This is a genomic window from Plasticicumulans acidivorans, from assembly GCF_003182095.1.
GTDB classification, from domain to species: Bacteria; Pseudomonadota; Gammaproteobacteria; order Competibacterales; family Competibacteraceae; genus Plasticicumulans; species Plasticicumulans acidivorans.
Genome location: NZ_QGTJ01000003.1, coordinates 137,514 through 156,963, shown reverse-complemented (window position 1 = coordinate 156,963; position 19,450 = coordinate 137,514). Strand labels below are relative to the sequence as shown.

General features: G+C 70.4%; 21 protein-coding genes. 5 read left to right on the top strand and 16 right to left on the bottom strand.

Annotated elements, in window-relative coordinates:
• The first annotated feature begins 72 nt into the window (after positions 1–72).
• Complete coding sequence (locus C7443_RS06150; protein WP_110017721.1) at positions 73–453, top strand: rhodanese-like domain-containing protein; 381 nt, start codon at positions 73–75, stop codon at positions 451–453.
• A 56-nt stretch (positions 454–509) separates the two neighbouring features.
• Here the strand turns inward: C7443_RS06150 and C7443_RS06145 are convergent, their stop codons facing one another.
• Genes C7443_RS06145 through C7443_RS06135 form a run of 3 tightly spaced genes read right to left on the bottom strand, consistent with a single transcriptional unit; the run spans position 510 to position 2,474 of the window.
• On the bottom strand, positions 510–851 hold the full coding sequence (locus C7443_RS06145) for a DUF190 domain-containing protein (protein ID WP_110017720.1): 342 nt from the start codon (positions 849–851) through the stop codon (positions 510–512).
• A gap of 33 nt (positions 852–884) precedes the next feature.
• Positions 885–1,778, bottom strand: coding sequence for a drug/metabolite exporter YedA (yedA, locus tag C7443_RS06140; RefSeq protein ID WP_110017719.1), 894 nt, complete (start codon positions 1,776–1,778; stop codon positions 885–887).
• A gap of 54 nt (positions 1,779–1,832) precedes the next feature.
• Positions 1,833–2,474, bottom strand: a complete 642-nt coding sequence (locus tag C7443_RS06135) for a cation efflux transmembrane domain-containing protein (RefSeq protein WP_110017718.1) — start codon at positions 2,472–2,474, stop codon at positions 1,833–1,835.
• A gap of 77 nt (positions 2,475–2,551) precedes the next feature.
• Here C7443_RS06135 and cadR point away from each other — a divergent pair, with 77 nt between their 5' ends.
• Positions 2,552–2,968, top strand: coding sequence for a Cd(II)/Pb(II)-responsive transcriptional regulator (gene cadR, locus C7443_RS06130; RefSeq protein WP_110017717.1), 417 nt, complete (start codon positions 2,552–2,554; stop codon positions 2,966–2,968).
• A gap of 31 nt (positions 2,969–2,999) precedes the next feature.
• Here cadR and C7443_RS06125 read toward each other — a convergent pair whose 3' ends face one another.
• The gene (locus C7443_RS06125; RefSeq protein WP_110017716.1) at positions 3,000–4,319 is read right to left on the bottom strand and encodes an aspartate aminotransferase family protein; all 1,320 of its coding nucleotides are present in this window, start codon (positions 4,317–4,319) and stop codon (positions 3,000–3,002) included.
• Positions 4,316–5,380 (bottom strand): phosphotransferase, encoded by a 1,065-nt coding sequence (locus C7443_RS06120; protein WP_110017715.1) that lies wholly within the window; start codon positions 5,378–5,380, stop codon positions 4,316–4,318. Before C7443_RS06120 ends, C7443_RS06125 begins: the two co-directional genes overlap by 4 nt.
• 195 nt (positions 5,381–5,575) lie before the next feature.
• On the opposite strand from C7443_RS06120, the gene C7443_RS06115 reads away from it, so the two are divergent.
• On the top strand, positions 5,576–6,310 hold the full coding sequence (locus C7443_RS06115) for an SDR family NAD(P)-dependent oxidoreductase (protein ID WP_110017714.1): 735 nt from the start codon (positions 5,576–5,578) through the stop codon (positions 6,308–6,310).
• 30 nt (positions 6,311–6,340) lie between these two features.
• On the top strand, positions 6,341–7,018 hold the full coding sequence (locus C7443_RS06110) for a GntR family transcriptional regulator (protein WP_110017713.1): 678 nt from the start codon (positions 6,341–6,343) through the stop codon (positions 7,016–7,018).
• 55 nt (positions 7,019–7,073) lie between these two features.
• Here C7443_RS06110 and C7443_RS06105 read toward each other — a convergent pair whose 3' ends face one another.
• From C7443_RS06105 to dsrO, 3 genes are read right to left on the bottom strand one after another with little or no spacing between them, the layout of a single operon-like run.
• Positions 7,074–10,175 carry a molybdopterin dinucleotide binding domain-containing protein gene (locus tag C7443_RS06105; protein WP_110017712.1) on the bottom strand — a complete coding sequence of 1,034 codons (3,102 nt, stop codon included), beginning with the start codon at positions 10,173–10,175 and terminating at the stop codon, positions 7,074–7,076.
• Positions 10,176–10,194: 19 nt separating this feature from the next.
• The gene (gene nrfD / locus C7443_RS06100; protein ID WP_110017711.1) at positions 10,195–11,280 is read right to left on the bottom strand and encodes an NrfD/PsrC family molybdoenzyme membrane anchor subunit; all 1,086 of its coding nucleotides are present in this window, start codon (positions 11,278–11,280) and stop codon (positions 10,195–10,197) included.
• A gap of 3 nt (positions 11,281–11,283) precedes the next feature.
• Positions 11,284–12,018: a sulfate reduction electron transfer complex DsrMKJOP subunit DsrO gene (gene dsrO / locus C7443_RS06095; protein WP_110017710.1), complete on the bottom strand. Its 735-nt coding sequence runs from the start codon at positions 12,016–12,018 to the stop codon at positions 11,284–11,286.
• Between the two features lie 176 nt (positions 12,019–12,194).
• On the opposite strand from dsrO, the gene C7443_RS06090 reads away from it, so the two are divergent.
• Positions 12,195–12,602 carry an HMA2 domain-containing protein gene (locus tag C7443_RS06090; protein WP_110017709.1) on the top strand — a complete coding sequence of 136 codons (408 nt, stop codon included), beginning with the start codon at positions 12,195–12,197 and terminating at the stop codon, positions 12,600–12,602.
• Positions 12,603–12,679: 77 nt separating this feature from the next.
• On the opposite strand, the gene C7443_RS20255 is transcribed toward C7443_RS06090, so the two are convergent.
• The 8 genes from C7443_RS20255 to C7443_RS06050 form a co-directional block, all read right to left on the bottom strand.
• Positions 12,680–13,381: a ferritin-like domain-containing protein gene (locus C7443_RS20255; protein ID WP_211346158.1), complete on the bottom strand. Its 702-nt coding sequence runs from the start codon at positions 13,379–13,381 to the stop codon at positions 12,680–12,682.
• A 26-nt stretch (positions 13,382–13,407) separates the two neighbouring features.
• On the bottom strand, positions 13,408–13,758 hold the full coding sequence (locus tag C7443_RS06080; protein WP_110017708.1) for a magnetosome protein MamC family protein: 351 nt from the start codon (positions 13,756–13,758) through the stop codon (positions 13,408–13,410).
• On the bottom strand, positions 13,755–14,030 hold the full coding sequence (locus C7443_RS06075) for a FeoC-like transcriptional regulator (protein WP_110017707.1): 276 nt from the start codon (positions 14,028–14,030) through the stop codon (positions 13,755–13,757). Before C7443_RS06075 ends, C7443_RS06080 begins: the two co-directional genes overlap by 4 nt.
• A gap of 46 nt (positions 14,031–14,076) precedes the next feature.
• Positions 14,077–16,368: a Fe(2+) transporter permease subunit FeoB gene (feoB, locus tag C7443_RS06070; protein ID WP_110017706.1), complete on the bottom strand. Its 2,292-nt coding sequence runs from the start codon at positions 16,366–16,368 to the stop codon at positions 14,077–14,079.
• A gap of 3 nt (positions 16,369–16,371) precedes the next feature.
• The gene (locus C7443_RS06065) at positions 16,372–16,605 is read right to left on the bottom strand and encodes a FeoA family protein (protein ID WP_110017705.1); all 234 of its coding nucleotides are present in this window, start codon (positions 16,603–16,605) and stop codon (positions 16,372–16,374) included.
• 25 nt (positions 16,606–16,630) lie between these two features.
• The gene (locus tag C7443_RS06060) at positions 16,631–16,876 is read right to left on the bottom strand and encodes a FeoA family protein (RefSeq protein ID WP_110018026.1); all 246 of its coding nucleotides are present in this window, start codon (positions 16,874–16,876) and stop codon (positions 16,631–16,633) included.
• Positions 16,877–16,984: 108 nt separating this feature from the next.
• Entirely contained in the window at positions 16,985–17,362 is a 378-nt protein-coding gene (locus C7443_RS06055; RefSeq protein ID WP_110017704.1) for a hypothetical protein, read from the bottom strand.
• Positions 17,343–19,439, bottom strand: coding sequence for a heavy metal translocating P-type ATPase (locus C7443_RS06050; RefSeq protein WP_110017703.1), 2,097 nt, complete (start codon positions 19,437–19,439; stop codon positions 17,343–17,345). Before C7443_RS06050 ends, C7443_RS06055 begins: the two co-directional genes overlap by 20 nt.
• Positions 19,440–19,450: the final 11 nt, after the last annotated feature.

Here is a 19,450-nt window from a genome sequence, read left to right as displayed (position 1 = left end):
TGCGAAGATTAGAAAATGCTGGATCGTTCCGTTACCATCGCCGCTCCCGCGACATCGTTAGGAGGACAGCCGATGAAAACAGCGCTCGATCTGGTTGCCGCTGCCAAGGCGCAAATCGACGAAGTGGACGTGGCGCACGCCGATGGCGCCGTGCGCGAGGCCGACGTGCTGATCGACGTGCGCGAGCCGGAGGAATACGCCGCCGGCCACGTGCCCGGCGCGATCAACATTCCGCGCGGCGTGCTGGAATTCCAGCTCTCCAGCAACCCGGCGCTGGAGCCGCGCAACCTCAAGCTGGTGATCTACTGCAAGACCAGCGGTCGTGCGGCGCTGGCGGCACTGTCGCTGAAGGCGATGGGCTATCTCGATGTCTGCTCGATCACCGGCGGCTTCGATGCCTGGGCCGCCGCCGGCAAGCCGGTGGCCAAGCCGGTGCAGCCGGACTTCAGCTGAGCCGGCGAGCCGGCCCGATCCACGCAAAAGGCGGCCGCGAGCCGCCTTTTCTGCGTTCAGTCCACGCTGCCGTTGAGCACGCCGTATTCGACCGGCTCGCGCACATAAAACAGCGACACGCCCTCGGCTTCGAGCAGCGCCCACAGCCGGGTTTCCTCGTCCGCGTTGACGACGAAGTTCACCGCCACCGGCGTATCGCCGGCGAGTTCGAAGAAGGCTGCTTCGTGCAGGCGGTGGGCGCGGCCGAAGCCGGCCAGCGCGTGAAACGCCGAGCCGCCGTGCAAGCCGGCCTTGAGGGCCTGTTCGAGCAGCCATTCGTAGGCCAGGCGGCCGTGCAGGCGGCGGCTTTCGGGGACGTAGAAGGTCAGGCTGATGCCTGTGCTGCGCCGATCGCTCATCGGTGGGGCTTCCTCGCGTAGAAGATTCGCGCCTCAGTGGTCGCGCCGACCATACAGCAGCAGCACGACGCCGGTGAGGATGATGCCGGCGGCGAACCATTCATAGTGCGTGATCGTCTCGCCGCCGAGGGCGACGCCGAGCAGCATCGCGATCAGCGGATTGACGAAGGTATAGCTCGACGCCAGTCCGGCCGGTGCCAGCGCCAGCAGCATCATGTAGGCGTTGAAGGCGATCAGCGAGCCGAACACCACCAGGTACAGCCAGGCGCCGGCGGCCAGCGGCGTCGGCCACTGCGGCTGCTCGCCGCTGAGCGCCGCCAGCACCAGCAGCACCGCGCCGCCGCCGAGCATCTCGCTGGCAAAGCCCATCGCCCCGGCCGCCAGGGGCAGCCGGCGCTGGCTGAGCACGCTGCCGAGCGACCAGGTGAGGCAGGCGATGACGATCGCCAGCAGCCCGACCGGCGAGGCTGCAAAGCCGGCGCCGCGGGTCAGCAGCAGCACGCCGCACAGGCCGACGGCGATGCCGGCCAGCTCGCCCGGCGCCGGGCGCACGCCCCACAGCCGGTTGAGCAGCGTGATCATCAGCGGAATGATGGCGATGAACGCTACCACCAGGCCGGAGCCGACGCTCTGCTCGGCATAGGCGGTGCCGCCCATGCCGCCGCCGACCATCAGCGCGCCGACGATCAGCGCATGCCACCACTGCCGGCGCTCGGGCCAGGCCGCGCCGCGCCAGCGCGCCCAGCCGAGCAGCAGTGCGCCGGCGAGCAGAAAGCGCGTGCCCATGCCGAAGAACGGCGGAAAGCTCTCCAGCGCGAAACGGATCGCCAGATAGGTCGAGCCCCAGATGATCCAGGTCGCGGCCAGGCAGGCGATCAGCAGCGGGCTCAGGGCAACGGCGGGGGCGGGAGCGGAGGCGGTGGACATGACGACGGCCGGCAATGACGGGGGCGGCATGATAGCGCCGCCCGCGCAGCGGCTTCAGTCGCCGCAGGCGCTCACCGTGGCCGGTGTGGCGAGTTCCTGACGGGCATGGCGCAGCACCTGAATGCAGGCCGACAGCGCCAGCGAGGCGATGATCGTCGCCACCAGCAGGTCCGGCCAGGCGCTGCCGGTACCGAACACGCCGGCGGCGGCGGCGATGACCGCGAGGTTGCCGAAGGCGTCGTTGCGTGAGCACAGCCAGACGCTGCGCATATTGCTGTCGCCCTCGCGCCAGGCGTAGAGCAGCGCGGCGACGCCGACGTTGGTGGCGAGCGCGAGCAGGCCGACCACGCCCATGGTCTCGGCCTGCGGCACGCCGCCGGCGAGCAGATGCCACAGCGTTGAGCCGAGCACGCCGAGGCCGAAGGCCCCCATCGTCAGCGCCTTGGCGATCGAGGCCCGCGCGCGCCAGAGCAGACTGGCGCCGAGCACCCACAGGCTGACGCCGTAATTGGCGGCATCGCCGAAGAAATCGAGCGCATCGGCGAGCAGAGAGGTCGAGCCGGCGCGGGCGCCGGCGATCAGCTCGACGACGAACATCGCGGCATTGGCGAACAGCGCGATCCACAGCACGCGGCGGTAGCGTGGCGACGGGCCCTGCGCGTTCGGGCTCGGAGTGTTGCAGCAACAGGCGGACATGGCGTGGTCCTCATCGGGTCGATGGGTGCATGCTGCAGTCTGGAGTCGCTACGGGGTCAAGCCCGCGGGAGGATGTGATGCGCATCGGCGAACTGGCGCGCCACGCCGGCACGGAGGTCGAGACCGTGCGCTACTACGAGCGTGAGGGCCTGCTGCCGCCGCCGCCGCGCGACGCCAGCGGCTATCGCCGCTACGGTCCGGCGCAGCTGCAGCGCCTGGCCTTCATCCGTCACTGCCGCGCGTTCGACATGCCGCTCGCCGAAATCCGCGAGCTGCTCGATTTTCTCGCCGCGCCGGAGCGCAGCTGCCAGCACATCAATGACCTGATCGACCAGCACCTGGCGCGCGTGCGCACCCGCATCGCCGGCCTGCAGGCGCTCGAACGCCAGCTCAGCGAGCTGCGCAGCCACTGCGCCAGCGGCCAGCGCGCCGCTGACTGCGGCATCCTGCAGGAACTGCTCGCCGCGCTGCCGGCCGACGACGCGCCGGGCTGAAAGCTGAGGCCGGTGAAGCGCCGCGGCTGGCTCAGTCCAGCGCGCTCAGCGCCGCGTCGAGGGTGTCGAGCAGCAGGTCCGCGTGCTCCTGCTCGAAGACCAGCAGCGGCCGGATCTTGAGGATGTTCTCCTGCGGGCCGGCGGCGCTGATCAGCACGCCGCGCTCGCGCATGGCGTTGACCACCCGGCGCGTCTGCAGCGCTGCCGGCGTCTTGCCGGTGCGCTCGCCGACCAGCTCGACGCCGAGAAACAGTCCGGCGCCGCGCACGTCGCCAATCAGCGCATGGCGCGCGGCCAGCGCGCGCAAGCCCGCCAGCAGATAGGCGCCGGTCTGCGCCGAGCGCTGCTGCAGGCCCTCGTCGCGGATCACGTCGAGCACCGCCTGGCCGGCGGCGCAGCTCACCGGGTTGCCGCCGAAGGTGTTGAAGTAGCGCACGCTGTGGCCAAAGCGGGCGAGCACCTCGGCGCGCGCCACCACGCCGGCGAGCGGCTGGCCGTTGCCCATCGGCTTGCCCAGCGTCACCAGATCCGGCTGCACGCCGTGACGCTGGAAGCCCCACATCCGCTCGCCGGTGCGGGCGAAGCCGCTTTGCACCTCGTCGGCGATGTAGAGCAGGCCCTCGGCACGGGCCGCGGCCACGGCCTCGGCCAGGAAACCGGCCGGCTCGGGGAACACGCCGTCGCTGGCGAAGATGCCGTCGAGCAGCAGCGCGGCGGGCTGGATGCCGTGGGCGCGCAGATCGGCGATGGCGGTGCGCACGTCGGCGGCCAGCGTGGCGGCGACCTGTGCGGCGCCGAGGCGGTAGGCGTCCGGCGCGCGCACGGTGCGCGCATGCGCCGGCAGCGTGATGCCGCTGCCGAGCGCCGGCGAAAGCTCGGCGATGTCGCCGGTGACGCCGTGGTAGGCGAAGCGGGTGACGATCACGCCGCTGCCGCCGGTGTAGTGGCGGGCGATGCGCAGTGCCAGGTCGTTGGCCTCGCTGCCGGTGCAGGTGAACATCACCTGACCGAGCTCGGCGGGGAAGGTGCTCAGCAGGTCTTCGGCGTAGTCGAGGATGCCGTCCTGCAGATAGCGGGTGTGGGTGTTCAGCACCGCCGCCTGGCGGGCGATGGCTTCGACCACGCGCGGATGGCAGTGGCCGACCGAGGCGACGTTGTTGTAGGCGTCGAGGTAGCGGCGGCCCGCGGCGTCGTAGAGCCACACGCCTTCGCCGCGCACGGTGTGCAGCGGGTGTTCGTAGAACAGCCGGTAGGCCGGGCCGAGCAGGCGCTCGCGGCGCTCGATCAGCTGGCGCTCGCGCGCGTCCAGGCGCGCGGCATCGGCCGGGCTGAAGCCGTTGATCATGGTCATGCGGGCGATTCCTCGTGGCAGGCGCAGAGGATGCGCGCCTGCACTTCGGCGCGCGGCAGCGCAGCCAGCCCCTGCAGGCTGGCGCGGGCCTGACCGGCGTTGCGCAGGATGTAGTCGCGGTTTTCCGGGTACAGGCTGGCGCGCCAGGCGGTGATGCTCAGCGTCAGCAGCAGACGGGTGGCGATCAGCTCGGCGAGGATCTCCAGCTCGGCGGCCTGCAGCGGATTGCCGCGGTGATAGGCGGCGATGAAGGTCAGCGCCGGCGCGAGCACGTCGCCGTCCGTGTCGAGCTGGTAGGCGGCGGCCACGGCGACGTCGTTGATCAGCGGCGCGTGCACCATGTCGCCGAAGTCGATGATGTTGCGCAGCTGCTCGGGCGGTTCGGCGGCGACGATGACGTTGTGCGGATTGAGGTCGTTGTGGATGACCTGCGCGCGCAGCTGCGCTAGGCGCGGCTGCGCGTGCAGCTCGAAGGCATCGAGGGCGCGCTCGACCAGCGCCCGCTGCCCGCGCTCGGTGATGTGCGCCAGCAATGGCCGCAGGCGCGGCGCCAGCTGCAGATCCCACAGCAGTTCGCGGCGGGCGGCCGGATGCTCGTAGTCGTGCAGCGCGCGGTCGAGCCGCGCCAGCGCTGTGCCGAGCGCGCGCTGCAGTGCCGGCGTGCGCCGCTCCACGCGATGCAGCGGCAGGCCGTCGACGAAGGACAGCAGCCGCGCCAGCATGCGCTGGCCGTCGACCTCGACCCAGACGCGGCAGGCGCCGTCGGCGGCGGGGTAGACGCGCTGCACCGGCAGCTCGGGGTCGAGCCGCTGCAGCTGCAGCAGGGCGCCGTTCTGGAAGTCCACCACCTGCGGGTCTTCGAGCGGGTGGGAGAGCTTGAGCAGGCGGCTGCCAGCGGGCGCATCGATGCGGAAATTCAGGTCGCGCTCGCCGGCCAGGCGCTGCAGCGAGCCGTCGAGGCCGAAGTATTCGCGGGCGATGGCGGCGGCCTGTTGCACTGATACCTGCGCCGGGGCGGTCTGCAGCAGAGGATCGTGGATCGGGGGCGGGGTGCTGGGCACTGCGTGGGCTCCAAGAGGATCTGCGGGGAGCCGGCGGGCGTCGGCGAGTTGCCGGGCGTGGGGGCCGGCGAGCTGCGCTCAGGTTGCGCGGTTCGTGGCGGCCATTTAAGCATGCGATAAAATATGATGCATCATGTTTTGTCATGCATCATCATCACTGCAACGCTTTACTTGCGCACTGTGTGGACGGCATCGATGAGCGAACAGAAGACTCTGTTACTGACGGGCGCCAGCCGCGGCATCGGCCACGCCACGGTCAAGCACTTTCACGCCGCCGGCTGGCGGATCTTCACCGCCTCGCGCCATGACTGGGCGAGCGAATGCCCGTGGGCCGAGGGCCAGTTCAACCACATCCACCTCGATCTCGGCGACATCGACGGTGTCGAGCGCAGCCTGCCGCTGATCCGCGCCAAGCTCGGCGGCCGGCTGGATGCGCTGGTCAACAACGCCGGCATTTCGCCGAAAGGTCCGCAGGGGCAGCGCCTCGGCGTGCTGGAAAGCGACTACGCCACCTGGCTGCAGGTGTTCAACGTCAACTTGTTCGCCACCGCGCTGCTGGCCCGCGGCCTGTTCCCCGAGCTGCAGGCGGCGGGCGGCAGCGTCATCAACGTCACCTCGATCGCCGGTTCGCGCGTGCACCCGTTCGCCGGCGTGGCCTATGCCGCGTCGAAGGCGGCGCTGCTGGCGCTGACCCGCGAGATGGCGCATGACTTCGGCCGGTTCGGCGTGCGCGCCAACGCCATCTCACCGGGCGAGATCGACACCTCGATCCTGTCGTCCGGCACCGAACAGATCGTCGAGCGCGACATCCCGCTGCACCGGCTGGGCCAGCCGGAAGAAGTCGCGGCACTGATCCATTTCCTCTGCACCAGAGGCGCGTCTTACGTCAACGGTGCCGAGATCCACGTCAACGGCGGCCAGCACGTCTAGCCGCGCCTGTCTCTGCCGGAACCCCTCTGCATGAACTACCCGATTGCTGCTCTGCAGCACGCCGGCCTCGGCAGCAGCGTCTACGCGCTGCTGCGCGAGTCGCTGATCACCGGCCGCTTCAGGCCCAACGACCGTCTGCGCATCCGCGAGCTGGCGCAGCAGCTCGGCACCAGCGTCACGCCGGTACGCGACGCCATCCTGCAGCTGGCGAAGGAACAGGCGCTGGAGCTGCGCACCGCGCGTGACATCCGCGTGCCGGTGCTCGACCGCGCGCAGTATCTGGAAATCCGCAGCATCCGCCTGGCGCTGGAAGGTCTGGCCGCCGAAACCGCCGCCAGCCGCGTCAGCACCGCCCAGCTCCAGCAGCTCGAAGCGAACATCCACGCCAACCTCGACGCCATCCACGGCAACGATCTGGCCACGGCGCTGAGCCTCAACCAGAGCTTCCACTTCGCCCTCGCCGACATCGCCGGGATGCCGCTGCTGCGCAGCTTCCTCGATACGCTGTGGATGCGCACCGGTCCGCTGATCGCCCGCGCCTACGGCGAATTCAACGAGCGCATGGCCATCGAACATCACTGGGAAGTGCTGCGCGCCCTGCAGGCCCACGACAGCAGCGCAGCCCGCCAGGCGATCTGCACCGACATCCTCGACGGCAACGAAAAGATGCTGGAATTCATCGCCGGCGGCGCCGCCGCGCCGGTGTAGTCCGGGTGCATGACGGCGGGTGCCGGCCCGCCAGCCATGCACACCGTTGTCGACCTTACGCCGCTGCCTTGCGCGCCCGTGCCGGGATGCCCTGGCGCACGGCGGTGCCGGCGATCGGGTCCATCCATACCGAGTAGCCGGCGCGGGTCGGGTCGCGCAGGCCGAGGTCGTTGAGGTTGATGCCGGCGGCGAGGCGAGCGTCCTCGGGCTGGCTGTGCTCACCGATGCGGTGGGCGCGGGCGCCGAGTTCGCGGTGGCCGTAGCCGTGTTCGATCGCCAGCACGCCGCGCTGCACGCCGTAGCGCACGGCGACGCGGCTGCGGGCGTGGCCGTCCGGGGTCTCGATCTCGATGAAGTCGCCGTGGGCGATGCCGAGGCGGGCGGCGTCGTCCGGGTGCATTGCCACCGGGTTTTCCGGGTGCAGGCCGCGCAGGCGGCTGGCGCCGATGGCGTAGGAGTTGAGCAGCGGCGACTTGTAGCTGATCAGCTGCAGCGGCCAGTCCTGTTCGGTGTAGCGGGCGCGCAGCGGCGTGCCGTCGGCGAAGTGCGGCGCGCTCCAGCACGGCACGCCGCGCAGGCGCTGGCCGGTCATCGAGTCGCGGGCGCAGCCGATGGTCTCGTTGTAGACCTGCAGCGGGCGGGTGAAGCGATTGCTGTTCCACTCGCCGCTGTAGGCTTCGGACTGCGGCTGGTAGCGGCCGCCGCGACTGTAGATGCAGGCGACCTTGCGCCATTCGTCGGGCTTGAGCGTGGCTTCGAGCTGCGGGCGCAGGCGTTCGACACCGCTCAGCTGCAGGTCATCGTCGCTGGCATCGGGCGCGGCCTGCTTGCCGGCGAAGGCGACGTTGGCGCCGGCGCGCAGGTACCAGTCCTCGGCGCGGTCGAGCGGGTAGGGGTTGCCGTCGGTATCGCGCAACGCCGCGGCTCCGAAGCCGGGCAGGCCGAGGGTTTTCGCCAGCGTGATCAGGAAGCTTTCCATGCCGATCGGCTGGCCGTCGGCCATCTTGTCGGCACGCGGTTCGACCACCGGCCAGCGGGCGGTGGTGGCCTTGGTCGGCACGCCGCCCCAGGGCGCGGCCCAGCCCCAGCTCTCGTAGAGCAGTGCGTCGGGCACGATGTAGTCGGCGTAGGCCGAAGTCTCGTTGATGAACGGGTCGATGGCGATCAGCAGCGGCAGGCGCTTGGGATCGGCGATCGCCGCGTGCACTTGGCCGGCAAGGCCGGGCACGCCGTAGAGCGGGTTGGCGCTCCACAGGATCAGCGCCTTCAGCGGATACGGATAGCCGTTGAACATCGCCGGCAGCCATTCGCTGCCGAGGCCGGGCGCGTTCGGGTACCACGGGGCCTGCGCCGGGTAGGGCTGGCCGGCCGCCTGCTTGCTGCGGAACTCGCTGCTCTTTTCGTAGGGGACGTTGCGCGCCAGCGGAATGCCCTTGGGCTTGAGCGCGCCGTCGAAGCTTTCCAGGTCATAGCGCGGGCCGGGACCGTCATAGCGGAAGGCGCCGCCGTTGACGAAGGTGCCGCCCTTGACGTTGAGGTTGCCGAGCAGGGTGTTGAGCGTCAGCACCGACCAGGCGTTGTAGAAGCCGTTGCCGGCCATCATGCCGCCCTGCGCGCTGACCGCCGCGTGCTTGCCGTGGTTGCTCAGCTCGTGGGCCAGGCCGGCGAGGGTCTCGACCGGAATGCCGCAGATCGCCGAGTACTGCTCGATGCTCTGCTCGAAGGCCGCCTCGCGCAGCAGTTGCAGGCTGCTGGCGAGCTTGAGCGGCTGGCCGTTGACCTCGAAGCTGGCGTCGACGAACAGCTGCGCGGCCTCGCTCGCCGCGTCATGCGCGAGCAGCGTGCCGTCGGCGGCGGCAACGACGAAGGCATCCTGCTCGCCATAGCGCTCGGCGCCGTCGGGCAGGGCCAGGCCGAGGTCGGACGCGCGCAGGAAGCGGCCCTGGCGCGGATGCTTCGGCTCGGTGACGATCAGATGCGTGGCGTTGCACCAGGCGGCCTCGCCGCTGGCCTCGGCGACGTTCTGGTTCGGCTGTTCGAGGAAGTGACGGTCGAAGCGCTGGTGATCGAACAGCCAGCGCATCAGCGCCATCGCCAGCGCGCCGTCGGTGCCGGGCTTGATCGGCACCCAGCGGCCGCGGTCGCGTGCCGCCAGATTGTCGGCGTGGGTCAGCACCGGGTCGACGACGACGTAATTGAGCCCGCCGTCGGTGCGCGCGCGGGCGATCTGCGTGCCCTGCTGCTTGAACGGGTTGCCGGCGTTGCCCGGCGCGGTGCCGATGAACAGGATGAACTCGGCGTGCGTGTAGTCGGGCTTGGCGTGCGGCATCTTCTTCAGATCGCCGAACACGGCGCCGGAGCCGGAGCGGTAGGCGCCGCCGCAGTAGGCACCGTGGTTGACGATGTTGATCGAACCGTAGGCCTGCTGGATGAAGCGCCGCGCCAGCGACTCGCGCCCGTCCTGCACGCTGAAGAACAGGCCGACCTGATTGACGCGCGCACCAAGCTCCGGGCGCTCGGCATCGATCGGTGTCTTCAGGTCGCGCAGCGCGGCGAGGCCGTCGACGTGGCCTTCGCCGAACAGGTCGCCACCCTCGCAGACTTCACGGATCAGCTGCTCGATCGAGATCGGCTGCCACTGGCCGGAATGGCGCGGGCCGACGCGCTTCATCGGCGTGAGCACGCGGTACGGCGAGTACATCTGCTCGATGACGGCATTGCCGCGGCCGCAGGCGGTCGAGCGGCCGGCCAGCCCGCGCTCGCCGGCGCGCGACAGCGACACGTAGCTGTCGCGCACCGAGGTCTTCATCGGCAGCGGCGCCTGCGCCGACAGCGGGCTGTACGGGTTGCCGGCGACGCGCAGCACGCGGCCGCTGGCCTTGTCGATGCGCACGCGCACGCCGCACAGCGTGGTGCAGCCGATGCAGGCGGTGTAGCTGATTTGCTGCTCGGGGTTGACGTGCAGCTCACCGCTTTGCGGATCGACGTGGAATTCCGGCTGCAGCGAGCGGCCGCTGAGCGCGTCCTGCGCCGGCTCGCGACCGAGGACGTGGTCGGCGATGCGCTCGGCGGTGTGGCTGAAACCGGCGCCGAAGGCGGCCAGGCCGCCACCGGCGGCGGCGACCTTGAGGATCTGGCGGCGGGTGTTGTCGGTCATGACGGCGTACTCCGGGAATTCAGTGGGCGGCACGGTCGTGACGCGGCGGCACGACGAAGCTCGCGATCACGATCAGCAGGAACAGCCACAGGCCGGCGGTGCCGAGCAGGCCGAGCAGGCCGTCGTGACCGAGCGGCAGGTGATAGTCGTAGAAACCGGCGCCGGTCTTGGGGATGTCCTGGCCGCCGATGAACACGGTCCAGCGGATCATCCAGGCGCTGTGCAGCGCGATCAGGCCGGTGATCCAGCCGCTGCCGACCGGGCGCCAGACGATCAGCGCCACCGGCGCCACCGCCGCCAGCGCCGCCCACACCGCGGTCAGCTGCCAGCGCGGACTGTCGGCGACCTCGGCCAGCGCGCGGGCGTGGGTGGCGTTGAGCCCGGAACTGGCCAGCGCGAACCAGCCCAGACCGAGCGCGATCACCGCGCACTGCAGCCACAGCAGCAGCCGGTTCAGGCGTGCTTCGGTTTCGACCGAGTAGCCGGTGAAGCTGCGGTTGAACACCAGCGCCAGGCCGACGGCGCCGGCCAGCGCGGTCAGCAGGAACTGCGGCGGCAGGAACGGCGTGTGCCACAGCGCCCGCGCCCGCACCACCTCGACCTCCATGCCGGTGTAGAGCGCGACCAGCAGCGCGGCGACGGTGGTGATGCCAGCCGCCAGCCGCCGTGCCCCCAGGCTCTCGAAACCGCCGTAGGCCAGCAGCCGCCACAGCGCCGCCAGCCGTCCGCCGGCGGCGGCGCGCGCGGCGAAGTCCGGGCGCAGCGCCAGCCAGGCGTAGACCAGCAGGCCGGTGACATACGCCGGGATGAAGAACGCCCCCCAGCTCATCCATGAGTTCGGCGTGAAGAACAGATAGAAGTGATAGAAGCGCCCCGGCTGGTGCAGGTCGGAGAGCAGCGCCACCGGCGCCGGCAGCCCGCAGACCAGGGCACCGAGCAGCGCCAGCCGCGCCAGGCGGACATCACCGCGGGCGAACACGTAGTGGCGCAGGCTGAGCAGGAAGCTGCCGACCGACAGCCCGATCAGGAAGAAGTACTGCACCGCCCACGGCAGCCAGGCGGTGTCGCGGGTGACGTTGACCAGCTCGACGATGTGCGTGTCCATGGCTCACGCCTCCTGATGACTGGGCCGCCAGAGCGCGGCTTCGCCGTCGACCTTGCCAGCGAAGCGCGGGTCGAGGCCGAGGTAGAACACCTGCGGCACGGTGCCCTGTTCGGGCTTGAGCACCTTGATCTCGCCCTGATGCTCGGCGAGCAGGCGGCGCACGCTGCTCTGCGGATCGCGCAGGTCACCGAAGATGCGTGCGCCGCCGACGCAGGTCTCGACACAGGCCGGCAGCAGGCCGGCATCCAGCCGGTGTGCGCAGAAGGTGCATTTATCGGCCTTGTTGGTCACCGGGTTGATGAAGCGCGCATCGTAGGGACAGGCCTGCACGCAGTAGGCGCAGCCGACGCAGCGCTCACCATCGACCAGCACCACGCCGTCGGCGCGCTGGAAGGTCGCGCCCACCGGGCAGACCGGGATGCAGGCGGGTTTTTCACAGTGATTGCACAGCCGCGCCAGCATGTAGGCATCGGTGCGCTCGCCCTCGTGCACCTCGTAGGTGGAGACGATGGTGCGGAAGTTGTCTTCCGGCACGGCGTTCTCATGGATGCAGGCGACGGTGCAGGCCTGGCAGCCGATGCATTTGGCGACATCGACGACCATGCCCCAGCGATGCGTGGACGGTGCCGTGCGCGCGGCCTGTGTATCGGCCTGCGCCGGTGTATCGAAGGCCAGGGCGATGGCCCCGGCGCTGATCGACACCAGTCCGCGCAGGAAATCCCGGCGGTTTTGCAGCATCTCGGCTCTCCGGAAAGGGGGCATTCCCGATGCCGCACAGCCTGCGCCGTCGGTGGCAGCGGCGGTATCGGCCTGAAAGTCGAGGCGCCTAGACCAAATTACCTAGGCCATATGGCGTTACCCTGTGCGGCGGAAACGCCGCCCCCTTCCGGCGGCGCGAGCAGCGAGGTATCACGATGATTGCCAGTGCGATTCCCGGGCGTATCCGGGTGCGGGACGGACGGCTGAAACAGGCCGGCTTCGCGCAGCAGGTGGCGGAGGCGGCGCAGGCGCTGGCCGGGGTCAGCGCGGTGCGCAGCAATCCTGCGGCCGGCAGCCTGGTCGTGCATTACGACACGGCGGTGACGGCCGAGGAGGAAATGGAAGAACGCGTCGAGGCGCTGTGTCTGGCGCCGTATGCCGGGCCGCGTTCGCTGCGCGCGCGCGTCGCCCAGGCGAGCAAGATCGGCATGCTCGCCACGCTGGTGCCGTCGCTGGCCTTTGCCGTCAGCGGCTACAAGAAGCTGCACGTACTCACCGGCGCCGGCTTCCTGCTGTTTGCCGGCATGCACATGGCCGGCTATTCCGAGCGCCTGCTGAAGTAGGTGAACAAAAAAGCCGCCTCGCCGGCTGTGGCGGGGCGGCCCCGGGTGCGCTGCCGGGTATCGGCCGGCAGCGGCCCTCAATCGGCGCTGTCTGCGGGCGGCGCCTTTTTCGCAGCGGCGGATTCGACCACCGGCTCGCTCGGCTCGGCGGTGGCGGTTTGCGCGGTTTCTGCCGCTTTGGGTTTGCGGCGGGCGGCCACACCCTCGCGCACGCTGCGCACGCCGGCGGCGACCTTGTCGCCGGCCTGATCGACACCGCGCTTCAGTGCCGCCTGCGTCGGCGGGTCTTTGCACAGCCAGGTGACGAAGGCACCGAGGCTGGCGCCGGCGATGAAGGGAATCAGCGGAAAGCCCATGATCGTGCTCCTGTGATCGTTGGAGGGGGCGCTTGCGTAGGCCGCCGCGCAGGCGCGAAAAGCCGGCAGGTGGCGATCGTGCGAGGCGCTGCGCAGCGCCGCGAACACCGCGCGCACGTCGGCCTGCGCGGTCTGCGCCAGCATCGCGTCGTACATCCGGTAGTTGGCGATCTCACCGGCGACGCCGCCGGCGCAGGCCGCCGCCAGACTCGGCGGCGCGCTGAGCCGGCCGGCCCAGCGGTCGGCCGGTACCGGCAGGCGATAGCGGGCGTAGAGCCCGAGCAGGGCGTCGATGTGGTTCTGCTCGGAACGCAGGATCGAGGTGAAGGGGCGCACGGCGCCGAAGCGTTCGATGACGCTGCGATACGTCGCCCGCGCGCGGTACTCGTCGTTCAAGGCCCGATCGAGCATGGCCTGCAACATGGCAGTCTCCCTGTGCGTGGCGGTGCTCAGTCCCGGGTGGTGCAGGCTTTCGGCGCGCTCAGCATGTAGGCGACGGCGGTGGCGGTGGTGAAGGCGGCCAGCGCGCCGAGCAGTGGCCGCCGGCGGGCGCCGAACATCTGCGCTACCGAGGTGGCGGCGACGTTGGCGACGCCGGCCGCCGCCGCCGCGCCGAGCACGCTGCGCAGTGCCGCCTCGCGGCTCAGCGTGTCCTGGCTGAGGCCGTGCAGCGCGACCGCCGTCGCGCCGCTGGCGCCGATCAGCGCGCCGTCGCGCAGCGCCGTCCACAGCAGGCGGTGTTCGTCGTAGGGCAGTGGTTGCGGCTGCAGGCAGCCGTAGTTCATCAGCGGATGGCTCATGGCAAGGTCTCCGGGCGTTGGGCCGTGGGTGGATCGGTGCTGCGCGAGCCGGGCTCGCACCATTCGTACAGTTCCAGGCTGGCCGGATCGCACTGGCAGCAGCCGTGCGTGCAGCGCGGCGCGGTGGCGAGCCGGCGCACGCGGCCCTTGGCGATCCAGCGCCCGAGCATGCCGCGGGCGGCATCGAGCTCGACGGCGAAGTGGCGGGCGAGTTCGAGCAGGCTGACCCGCTGCCGCTGCTGCAGGTAATCACGCATCTCGGCAAGAATCATCGGTCGCTCCTCGGGCGGCGTGCGTGCCGCCGCTCCGGCGTGGATTTCAGGCGCGTTCGGGGCTCAGGCGGCTGAGTGCCGGCGCCCGCCGGCGCGCGGCGTAGCGCAGTAGCAGGCAGACGGCGACGAAACTCGCTGCCATGCCGCCGATCCACGCCGCCGAGGACAGCGGATGGGCGCTGAAGCGCGCCGCCTGGTAGAACACCGTCGCCGCCAGATAGGCCAGCCCGGTGGTCCACAGCGCGACGAAGGCCGCCCAGCGCAGGCCGGTTTCACGGAACACCGCCGCCGTCGCCGCCGCGCAGGGGAAATACAGCAGGATGTAGAGCAGGTAGGCGAAGGCGCCGGCCTGGCCGTCGAAGCGCGCCTGCATGGCGCCGAAGGCGCCGGCCGATTCGCTGGCGTCGGCGGTGGCGTCGGCATAGCCGAGCGGGTCGGTGAGTTTGGCCAGCAGTTCACCGAGGTTGGCCGGTACGCTGGCGAAGGCCTCGCCGAGCGCGCTGCCGAGATCGAAGTCATCGGCGGTGGCACTGCCGTCCTCGGCCTGTGCGCTGTAGAGCGCGTTGAGCGTGCCGACCACCGCTTCCTTGGCGAGCACGCCGGTGAAGATGCCGACGGTCGCCGGCCAGTTGTCCTCGCGGATGCCCATCGGCGCGAACACCGGCGACAGCGTGCGTCCGATCGAGCTCAGCACCGAGTCCTCGCTGTCTTCATGGCCGAGGCTGCCGTCGGTGCCGATGGCATTGAGGAAGTTCAGCACCAGCACCATCGGCACGATGACCATGCCGGCCTTGGTGACGAAGTTCTTCAGCCGCTCCCAGGTGCGCAGCAGCACGCCGCGCAGGGTCGGCAGGTGATAGGGCGGCAGCTCCATGACGAAGGGCGCGCTCTGCCCGTGCATGATGGTGTGCTTCATCACCAGGCCGGTGGCGACCGCAGCGAGCACGCCGAGCAGATAAAGCCCGAACACCAGATTCTGGCCGTTGTCGGGGAAGAAGGCTGCGGCGAACAGCACGTACACCGGCAACCGCGCACCGCAGGACATGAACGGGTTCATCAGCACCGTCAGCTTGCGGTCGCGTTCGTTTTCCAGCGTGCGCGTGGCCATGATCGCCGGCACGTTGCAGCCGAAGCCGACCAGCATCGGCACGAAGGCTTTGCCCGGCAGGCCGATGAAGCGCATGAAGCGGTCCATGACGAAGGCCGCGCGCGCCATGTAGCCGGAATCCTCCAGCCACGACAGGAACAGGAACAGGCAGGCGATCACCGGGATGAAGGTCGCCACCGTCTGGATGCCGCCGCCGATGCCGCTGGCGAAGGCGATGGTCATCCAGTCCGGCGCGCCGACGCTGCTCAGCCAGTGACCGAAGCCGTCGACCAGCAGCGCACCGAACAGCAGGTCGAAGAAGTCGATGAAGGCGCCGCCGACGTTCATCGTGAAGGTGAACATCAGGTACATGACGATCAGGAAGATCGGGATGCCGAGCGCGCGGTTGAGCACGATGCGGTCGATGGCATCCGAGGTGCTGCGCCGTGCCTCGCCGCTGCGCTTGAGCGTGGCGGCGGCGATGGCGTTGATCTGGCCGTAGCGGGCGTCGGCGAGGGCGATGTCGACTTCCTCGCCGACGTCGTCCTCGATCTGCGAGCGCAGGCGCTGCAGAGTTTCCGCTGCCGGCACGCTGGCGAGCGCGGCGGCGTCGCCGGTTTCGAGCAGGTGCAGCGCCAGCCAGCGGCTGTCGCCGTGGCGCGTGCTGCCGAGCTGCGGCTGCAATTCGCTGACCGCCCGTTCGATCGCCGCCGGGTAGGCGACGCGAAACGCCGGCTGCGGCCGTTCGCGGGCGCTCGCCAGCAGGCGGTCGCGCAGCGCGGCGAGGCCTTCGCCGCGCGCCGCGACCAGCGGCAGCACCGGGCAGCCGAGCGTGCGGGCCAGCGCCTCGACATCGATGCTGATGCCGCGCTCGGTCGCCACGTCGACCATGTTCAGCGCCACCACCGTCGGCACGCGCATCTCCAGCAGTTGCGCACTGAGGTAGAGGTTACGTTCGAGGTTGGAGGCGTCGACGATGTTGAGGATGACGTCGGCCTCGCCGCCGGCGACGAAGTCGCGGGCGATCTTTTCATCGAGCGAGACTTCGCTGTCGCTGACGTCGAGCGAATAGGTGCCGGGCAGGTCGACCAGCTCGAAGTCGACGCCGGCGTGACGAAAGCCGCCGACCTTGCGCTCGACGGTGACGCCGGGCCAGTTGCCGACGCGCTGGCGGGTGCCGGTGAGGGCGTTGAACAGCGTGGTCTTGCCGCAATTGGGGTTGCCGACGACGCCGATGACGTATCTGTCCATCGCTCAGATCCTCTCCACCTGCAGACCCTGGGCTTCTTCCTGACGCAGCGTCAGCGCGAAGCCGCGCACGCGGATTTCCACCGGGTCGCCCATCGGCGCATAGCGCGTCAGTTCGAACTCGACACCGGGCGTGAGGCCCATCGACAGCAGCTTCTTGCGGTAGGGCGTGGCGCCCTTGTCGAAGCCGGTGACGCGACCGCGGTCGCCGATGCTCAGGTCTTTCAATCGTTCACTCATGCTCGCGTCCTCCGCGGCATGCCGCTCAGAGCGGGATGACCAGAATCTTCTGGGCCATCCCGGCACCGAGGGCCAGGCGGGTTTCACCGCGCAGCAGCACCACGCCGCCGCCCGTGCGGTTGAGCACCTCGATGACGCTGCCGGTGTTCAGGCCGAGGGCGATCAGGCGCGTTTCCAGCTGCCGGCCGCCGCGGAACAGGAGAATGCGTGCGCGTTCTCCTTCCGCCAGCAGGCTCAGCGGCAGGGCGCGCTCGTGGTTTGCTTCATTCATGCGCAGCACCTTGATGAGAATCCGTCTCGTTAGAGACTGCGAACAAGTGTGATCCGTGAATCACAGCCCGGACATGACGATCGTCAACGCCGTGCCCGGGTGCCGGCCTCAGCGTCGGCCGACCAGGCCGCCGACGACCGAGCCGGCGGCGCGTTCGATGCCCTTGCTCCATACCGCCTTGACCAGCGCCGAACCGATCGCCGTGCCCAGCGTGTGCACCAGGCCGCTGCCACCGCTGCGACGTGCCGGCGCGTGGTGGGCCGGTTCGAGCAGGCCGGCATCGGCCAGCGCCGCGACCAGCGTTTCACTGCGCAGCTGCGCCGGGTCGTAGCGCAGCACCAGGCTGCGCGCGCGCAGATTGAGCTGCTCGATGCGCGCACCGGCGGCGGCGACGGCCTCGTGCAGCAGATCGAGCAGCTGCGGGTCGGTGACTTCGTGGGCGCGCAGGCGCAGACGACCGGGAATGCTATGGATGATCGTGGCCATCGTGGGTCGGACTCCGGGGCAGGTGGCGGGACGGATAAGCAGCGGCGGCGAGGGCGCGCAGCAGCAGCGCGATCGTGGTGCCGTTGTGCAGCGCCGAGGCGGCCACCGGTGACAGGCGGCCGAACGCGGCGGCAATCAGGATCAGCGCGTTGGCGCCGACGGCGATGCGGAAGTTCGACTCGATCAGCGCCAGCGTCGCGCGCGAGCGGGCATGCAGCCGCGCCAGCCCGTCGAGGCGGTCTTCGAGCAGCACGATGCCGGCGGTGGCGCGGGCGATGTCGGCGGCGCGCGGCATGGCGATGCCGACGTCGGCACTCATCAGCGCCGGGCCGTCGTTGACACCGTCGCCGACGAAGGCGACGCGCCGGCCCTGCGCGCGCAGCTCGTTGATCAGCGCGGCCTTGTCCTCGGGCTGGCAGTCGTGCACCACGCGATCGAGGCGCAGCTGGGTGGCGATGGCCCGCGCCCGCTCGCCGTGATCGCCGGTGAGCATGACGATCTCGCGCACGCCCTGGCGGCGCAGCTGGCGGATCACCGTGCGCGCCTCGCGGCGCACGCGGTCGCGCAGCGCGAACACGCCGATCGGCTCCTCGCCGCGGCTGACGTAGAGCAGCGATTTGCCTTCGGCGGCGAAGCGCTGCACCTGCTCGCGCAGCGGCGCCAGCGAAATGCCCTCATCGGTTTCCAGATAGTGCCGGCTGCCGATGCGCACCGGCGCGCAGTCGACGTCGGCGTGCAGGCCGTGGCCGACGATGAAATCCACCGCCTCGTGGTCGATGTGCGGCACGCCGCGATGCTGCGCCAGCGCCACCACGGCTTCCGCCACCGGGTGCGTGCTGTGTTCGGCGATCGAAGCGGTCAGCGCCAGCAGCTGGTCTTCATCGAAGGCGCCGAGCGGCAGCACGTCGGTGACTTCGAGCGTGGCGTGGGTCAGCGTGCCGGTCTTGTCGAAGACCACGGTGTCGACGCCGGCCAGGCGTTCGAGCATTTCGCCGCCGCGGATCAGGCAGCCTTCGCGCGCCGCCTGCAGCATCGCCGCCTTCAGCGCCAGCGGCGTGCCGAGCTTGACCGCGCAGGCGAAGTCGACGAGGAACACCGATTCCACCCGGCGCAGATTGCGCGTGGTAAGGAACACCAGCGCCGCCGCGCCGAGCGTGATCGACACCCGCCGGTCGGCGAGGGCGTTGGCGACGGTCTGCACTTCGGCCGGGCGGTCGAGGGCGTCGAGCAGGTAGCGCGAGATGCGCGCCGTGGTCGTCGCATCGCCGACGCGCTCGGCGCGGATCACCAGCCGGCCGCTGTCGACGTGGGTGCCGGCGAGCACCGTCATGCCCGCATTGCGCGGCAGCGGCAGGCTCTCGCCGGTGACGCTGGCCTGATTGACCAGCGCCTCGCCGGCGACGACGCTGCCGTCGACCGGGATCGACTCGCCGGTGCCGACGACGACGAGCTCACCGCCCTGCAGCGTGTCGTAGTCGACGGCGACGGTGACGCCGTCGCGTTCGATCCACACCCGCTGCGGACGCACGTGCAGCAGACGGCGCAGCGAATCATCGGCGCGGCGCACGGTGCGCGCTTCCAGATAGTTCGACAGTTCGATCAAAAAGCGCGTCAGGCCGGCCGAACCGTGCTCGCCGCGCAGGGCGGCGATGGTCAGCGCGGTGGCGTCGAGTGCCTCGACGCAGACGCCGCGCTCGGCGAGCGCGCGCAGGCCGCGGCTGATGGTGCCGGACAGGCTGAACCAGCTGAGCAGCGTGCGCAGCGGCCACGGCAGCAGCGGTCGCAGCAGCAGCCAGGCACCGGCGCTGATCAGGCCGCTGGCATCGTCCGGGGCTTCGCTCAGCACTGCCGGCAGCGTCGTGCCGTGCGTCGCATCGGCTGCCTGCAGGCGGGCGAACAGACGCTCACGCGTCGCCGGCTGGCCGTCGAACTCGACGACCAGTGCGCCGCAGGCGGCGTTGACGCGCACCGTGCTGACGCCGGGCAGCGTCTCCAGCGCCAGCGCGCCGGCCGCCGTGCTGGCGGCGGGCAGGCGCAGGCGCAGGCGGCCGCGGGTTTCGTGGACGATCTGCCACATCGTGGATCGCG

What these genes read in the sequence shown, in the direction of transcription:
- C7443_RS06150 (WP_110017721.1), top strand. Translation starts at nt 73, where the DNA reads ATGAAAACAGCGCTCGATCTGGTTGCCGCTGCCAAGGCGCAAATCGAC.
- C7443_RS06145 (WP_110017720.1), bottom strand. Translation starts at nt 851, where the DNA reads ATGAGCGATCGGCGCAGCACAGGCATCAGCCTGACCTTCTACGTCCCC.
- yedA (WP_110017719.1), bottom strand. Translation starts at nt 1,778, where the DNA reads ATGTCCACCGCCTCCGCTCCCGCCCCCGCCGTTGCCCTGAGCCCGCTG.
- C7443_RS06135 (WP_110017718.1), bottom strand. Translation starts at nt 2,474, where the DNA reads ATGTCCGCCTGTTGCTGCAACACTCCGAGCCCGAACGCGCAGGGCCCG.
- cadR (WP_110017717.1), top strand. Translation starts at nt 2,552, where the DNA reads ATGCGCATCGGCGAACTGGCGCGCCACGCCGGCACGGAGGTCGAGACC.
- C7443_RS06125 (WP_110017716.1), bottom strand. Translation starts at nt 4,319, where the DNA reads ATGACCATGATCAACGGCTTCAGCCCGGCCGATGCCGCGCGCCTGGAC.
- C7443_RS06115 (WP_110017714.1), top strand. Translation starts at nt 5,576, where the DNA reads ATGAGCGAACAGAAGACTCTGTTACTGACGGGCGCCAGCCGCGGCATC.
- C7443_RS06110 (WP_110017713.1), top strand. Translation starts at nt 6,341, where the DNA reads ATGAACTACCCGATTGCTGCTCTGCAGCACGCCGGCCTCGGCAGCAGC.
- C7443_RS06105 (WP_110017712.1), bottom strand. Translation starts at nt 10,175, where the DNA reads ATGACCGACAACACCCGCCGCCAGATCCTCAAGGTCGCCGCCGCCGGT.
- nrfD (WP_110017711.1), bottom strand. Translation starts at nt 11,280, where the DNA reads ATGGACACGCACATCGTCGAGCTGGTCAACGTCACCCGCGACACCGCC.
- dsrO (WP_110017710.1), bottom strand. Translation starts at nt 12,018, where the DNA reads ATGCTGCAAAACCGCCGGGATTTCCTGCGCGGACTGGTGTCGATCAGC.
- C7443_RS06090 (WP_110017709.1), top strand. Translation starts at nt 12,195, where the DNA reads ATGATTGCCAGTGCGATTCCCGGGCGTATCCGGGTGCGGGACGGACGG.
- C7443_RS20255 (WP_211346158.1), bottom strand. Translation starts at nt 13,381, where the DNA reads ATGTTGCAGGCCATGCTCGATCGGGCCTTGAACGACGAGTACCGCGCG.
- C7443_RS06080 (WP_110017708.1), bottom strand. Translation starts at nt 13,758, where the DNA reads ATGAGCCATCCGCTGATGAACTACGGCTGCCTGCAGCCGCAACCACTG.
- C7443_RS06075 (WP_110017707.1), bottom strand. Translation starts at nt 14,030, where the DNA reads ATGATTCTTGCCGAGATGCGTGATTACCTGCAGCAGCGGCAGCGGGTC.
- feoB (WP_110017706.1), bottom strand. Translation starts at nt 16,368, where the DNA reads ATGGACAGATACGTCATCGGCGTCGTCGGCAACCCCAATTGCGGCAAG.
- C7443_RS06065 (WP_110017705.1), bottom strand. Translation starts at nt 16,605, where the DNA reads ATGAGTGAACGATTGAAAGACCTGAGCATCGGCGACCGCGGTCGCGTC.
- C7443_RS06060 (WP_110018026.1), bottom strand. Translation starts at nt 16,876, where the DNA reads ATGAATGAAGCAAACCACGAGCGCGCCCTGCCGCTGAGCCTGCTGGCG.
- C7443_RS06055 (WP_110017704.1), bottom strand. Translation starts at nt 17,362, where the DNA reads ATGGCCACGATCATCCATAGCATTCCCGGTCGTCTGCGCCTGCGCGCC.
- C7443_RS06050 (WP_110017703.1), bottom strand. Translation starts at nt 19,439, where the DNA reads ATGTGGCAGATCGTCCACGAAACCCGCGGCCGCCTGCGCCTGCGCCTG.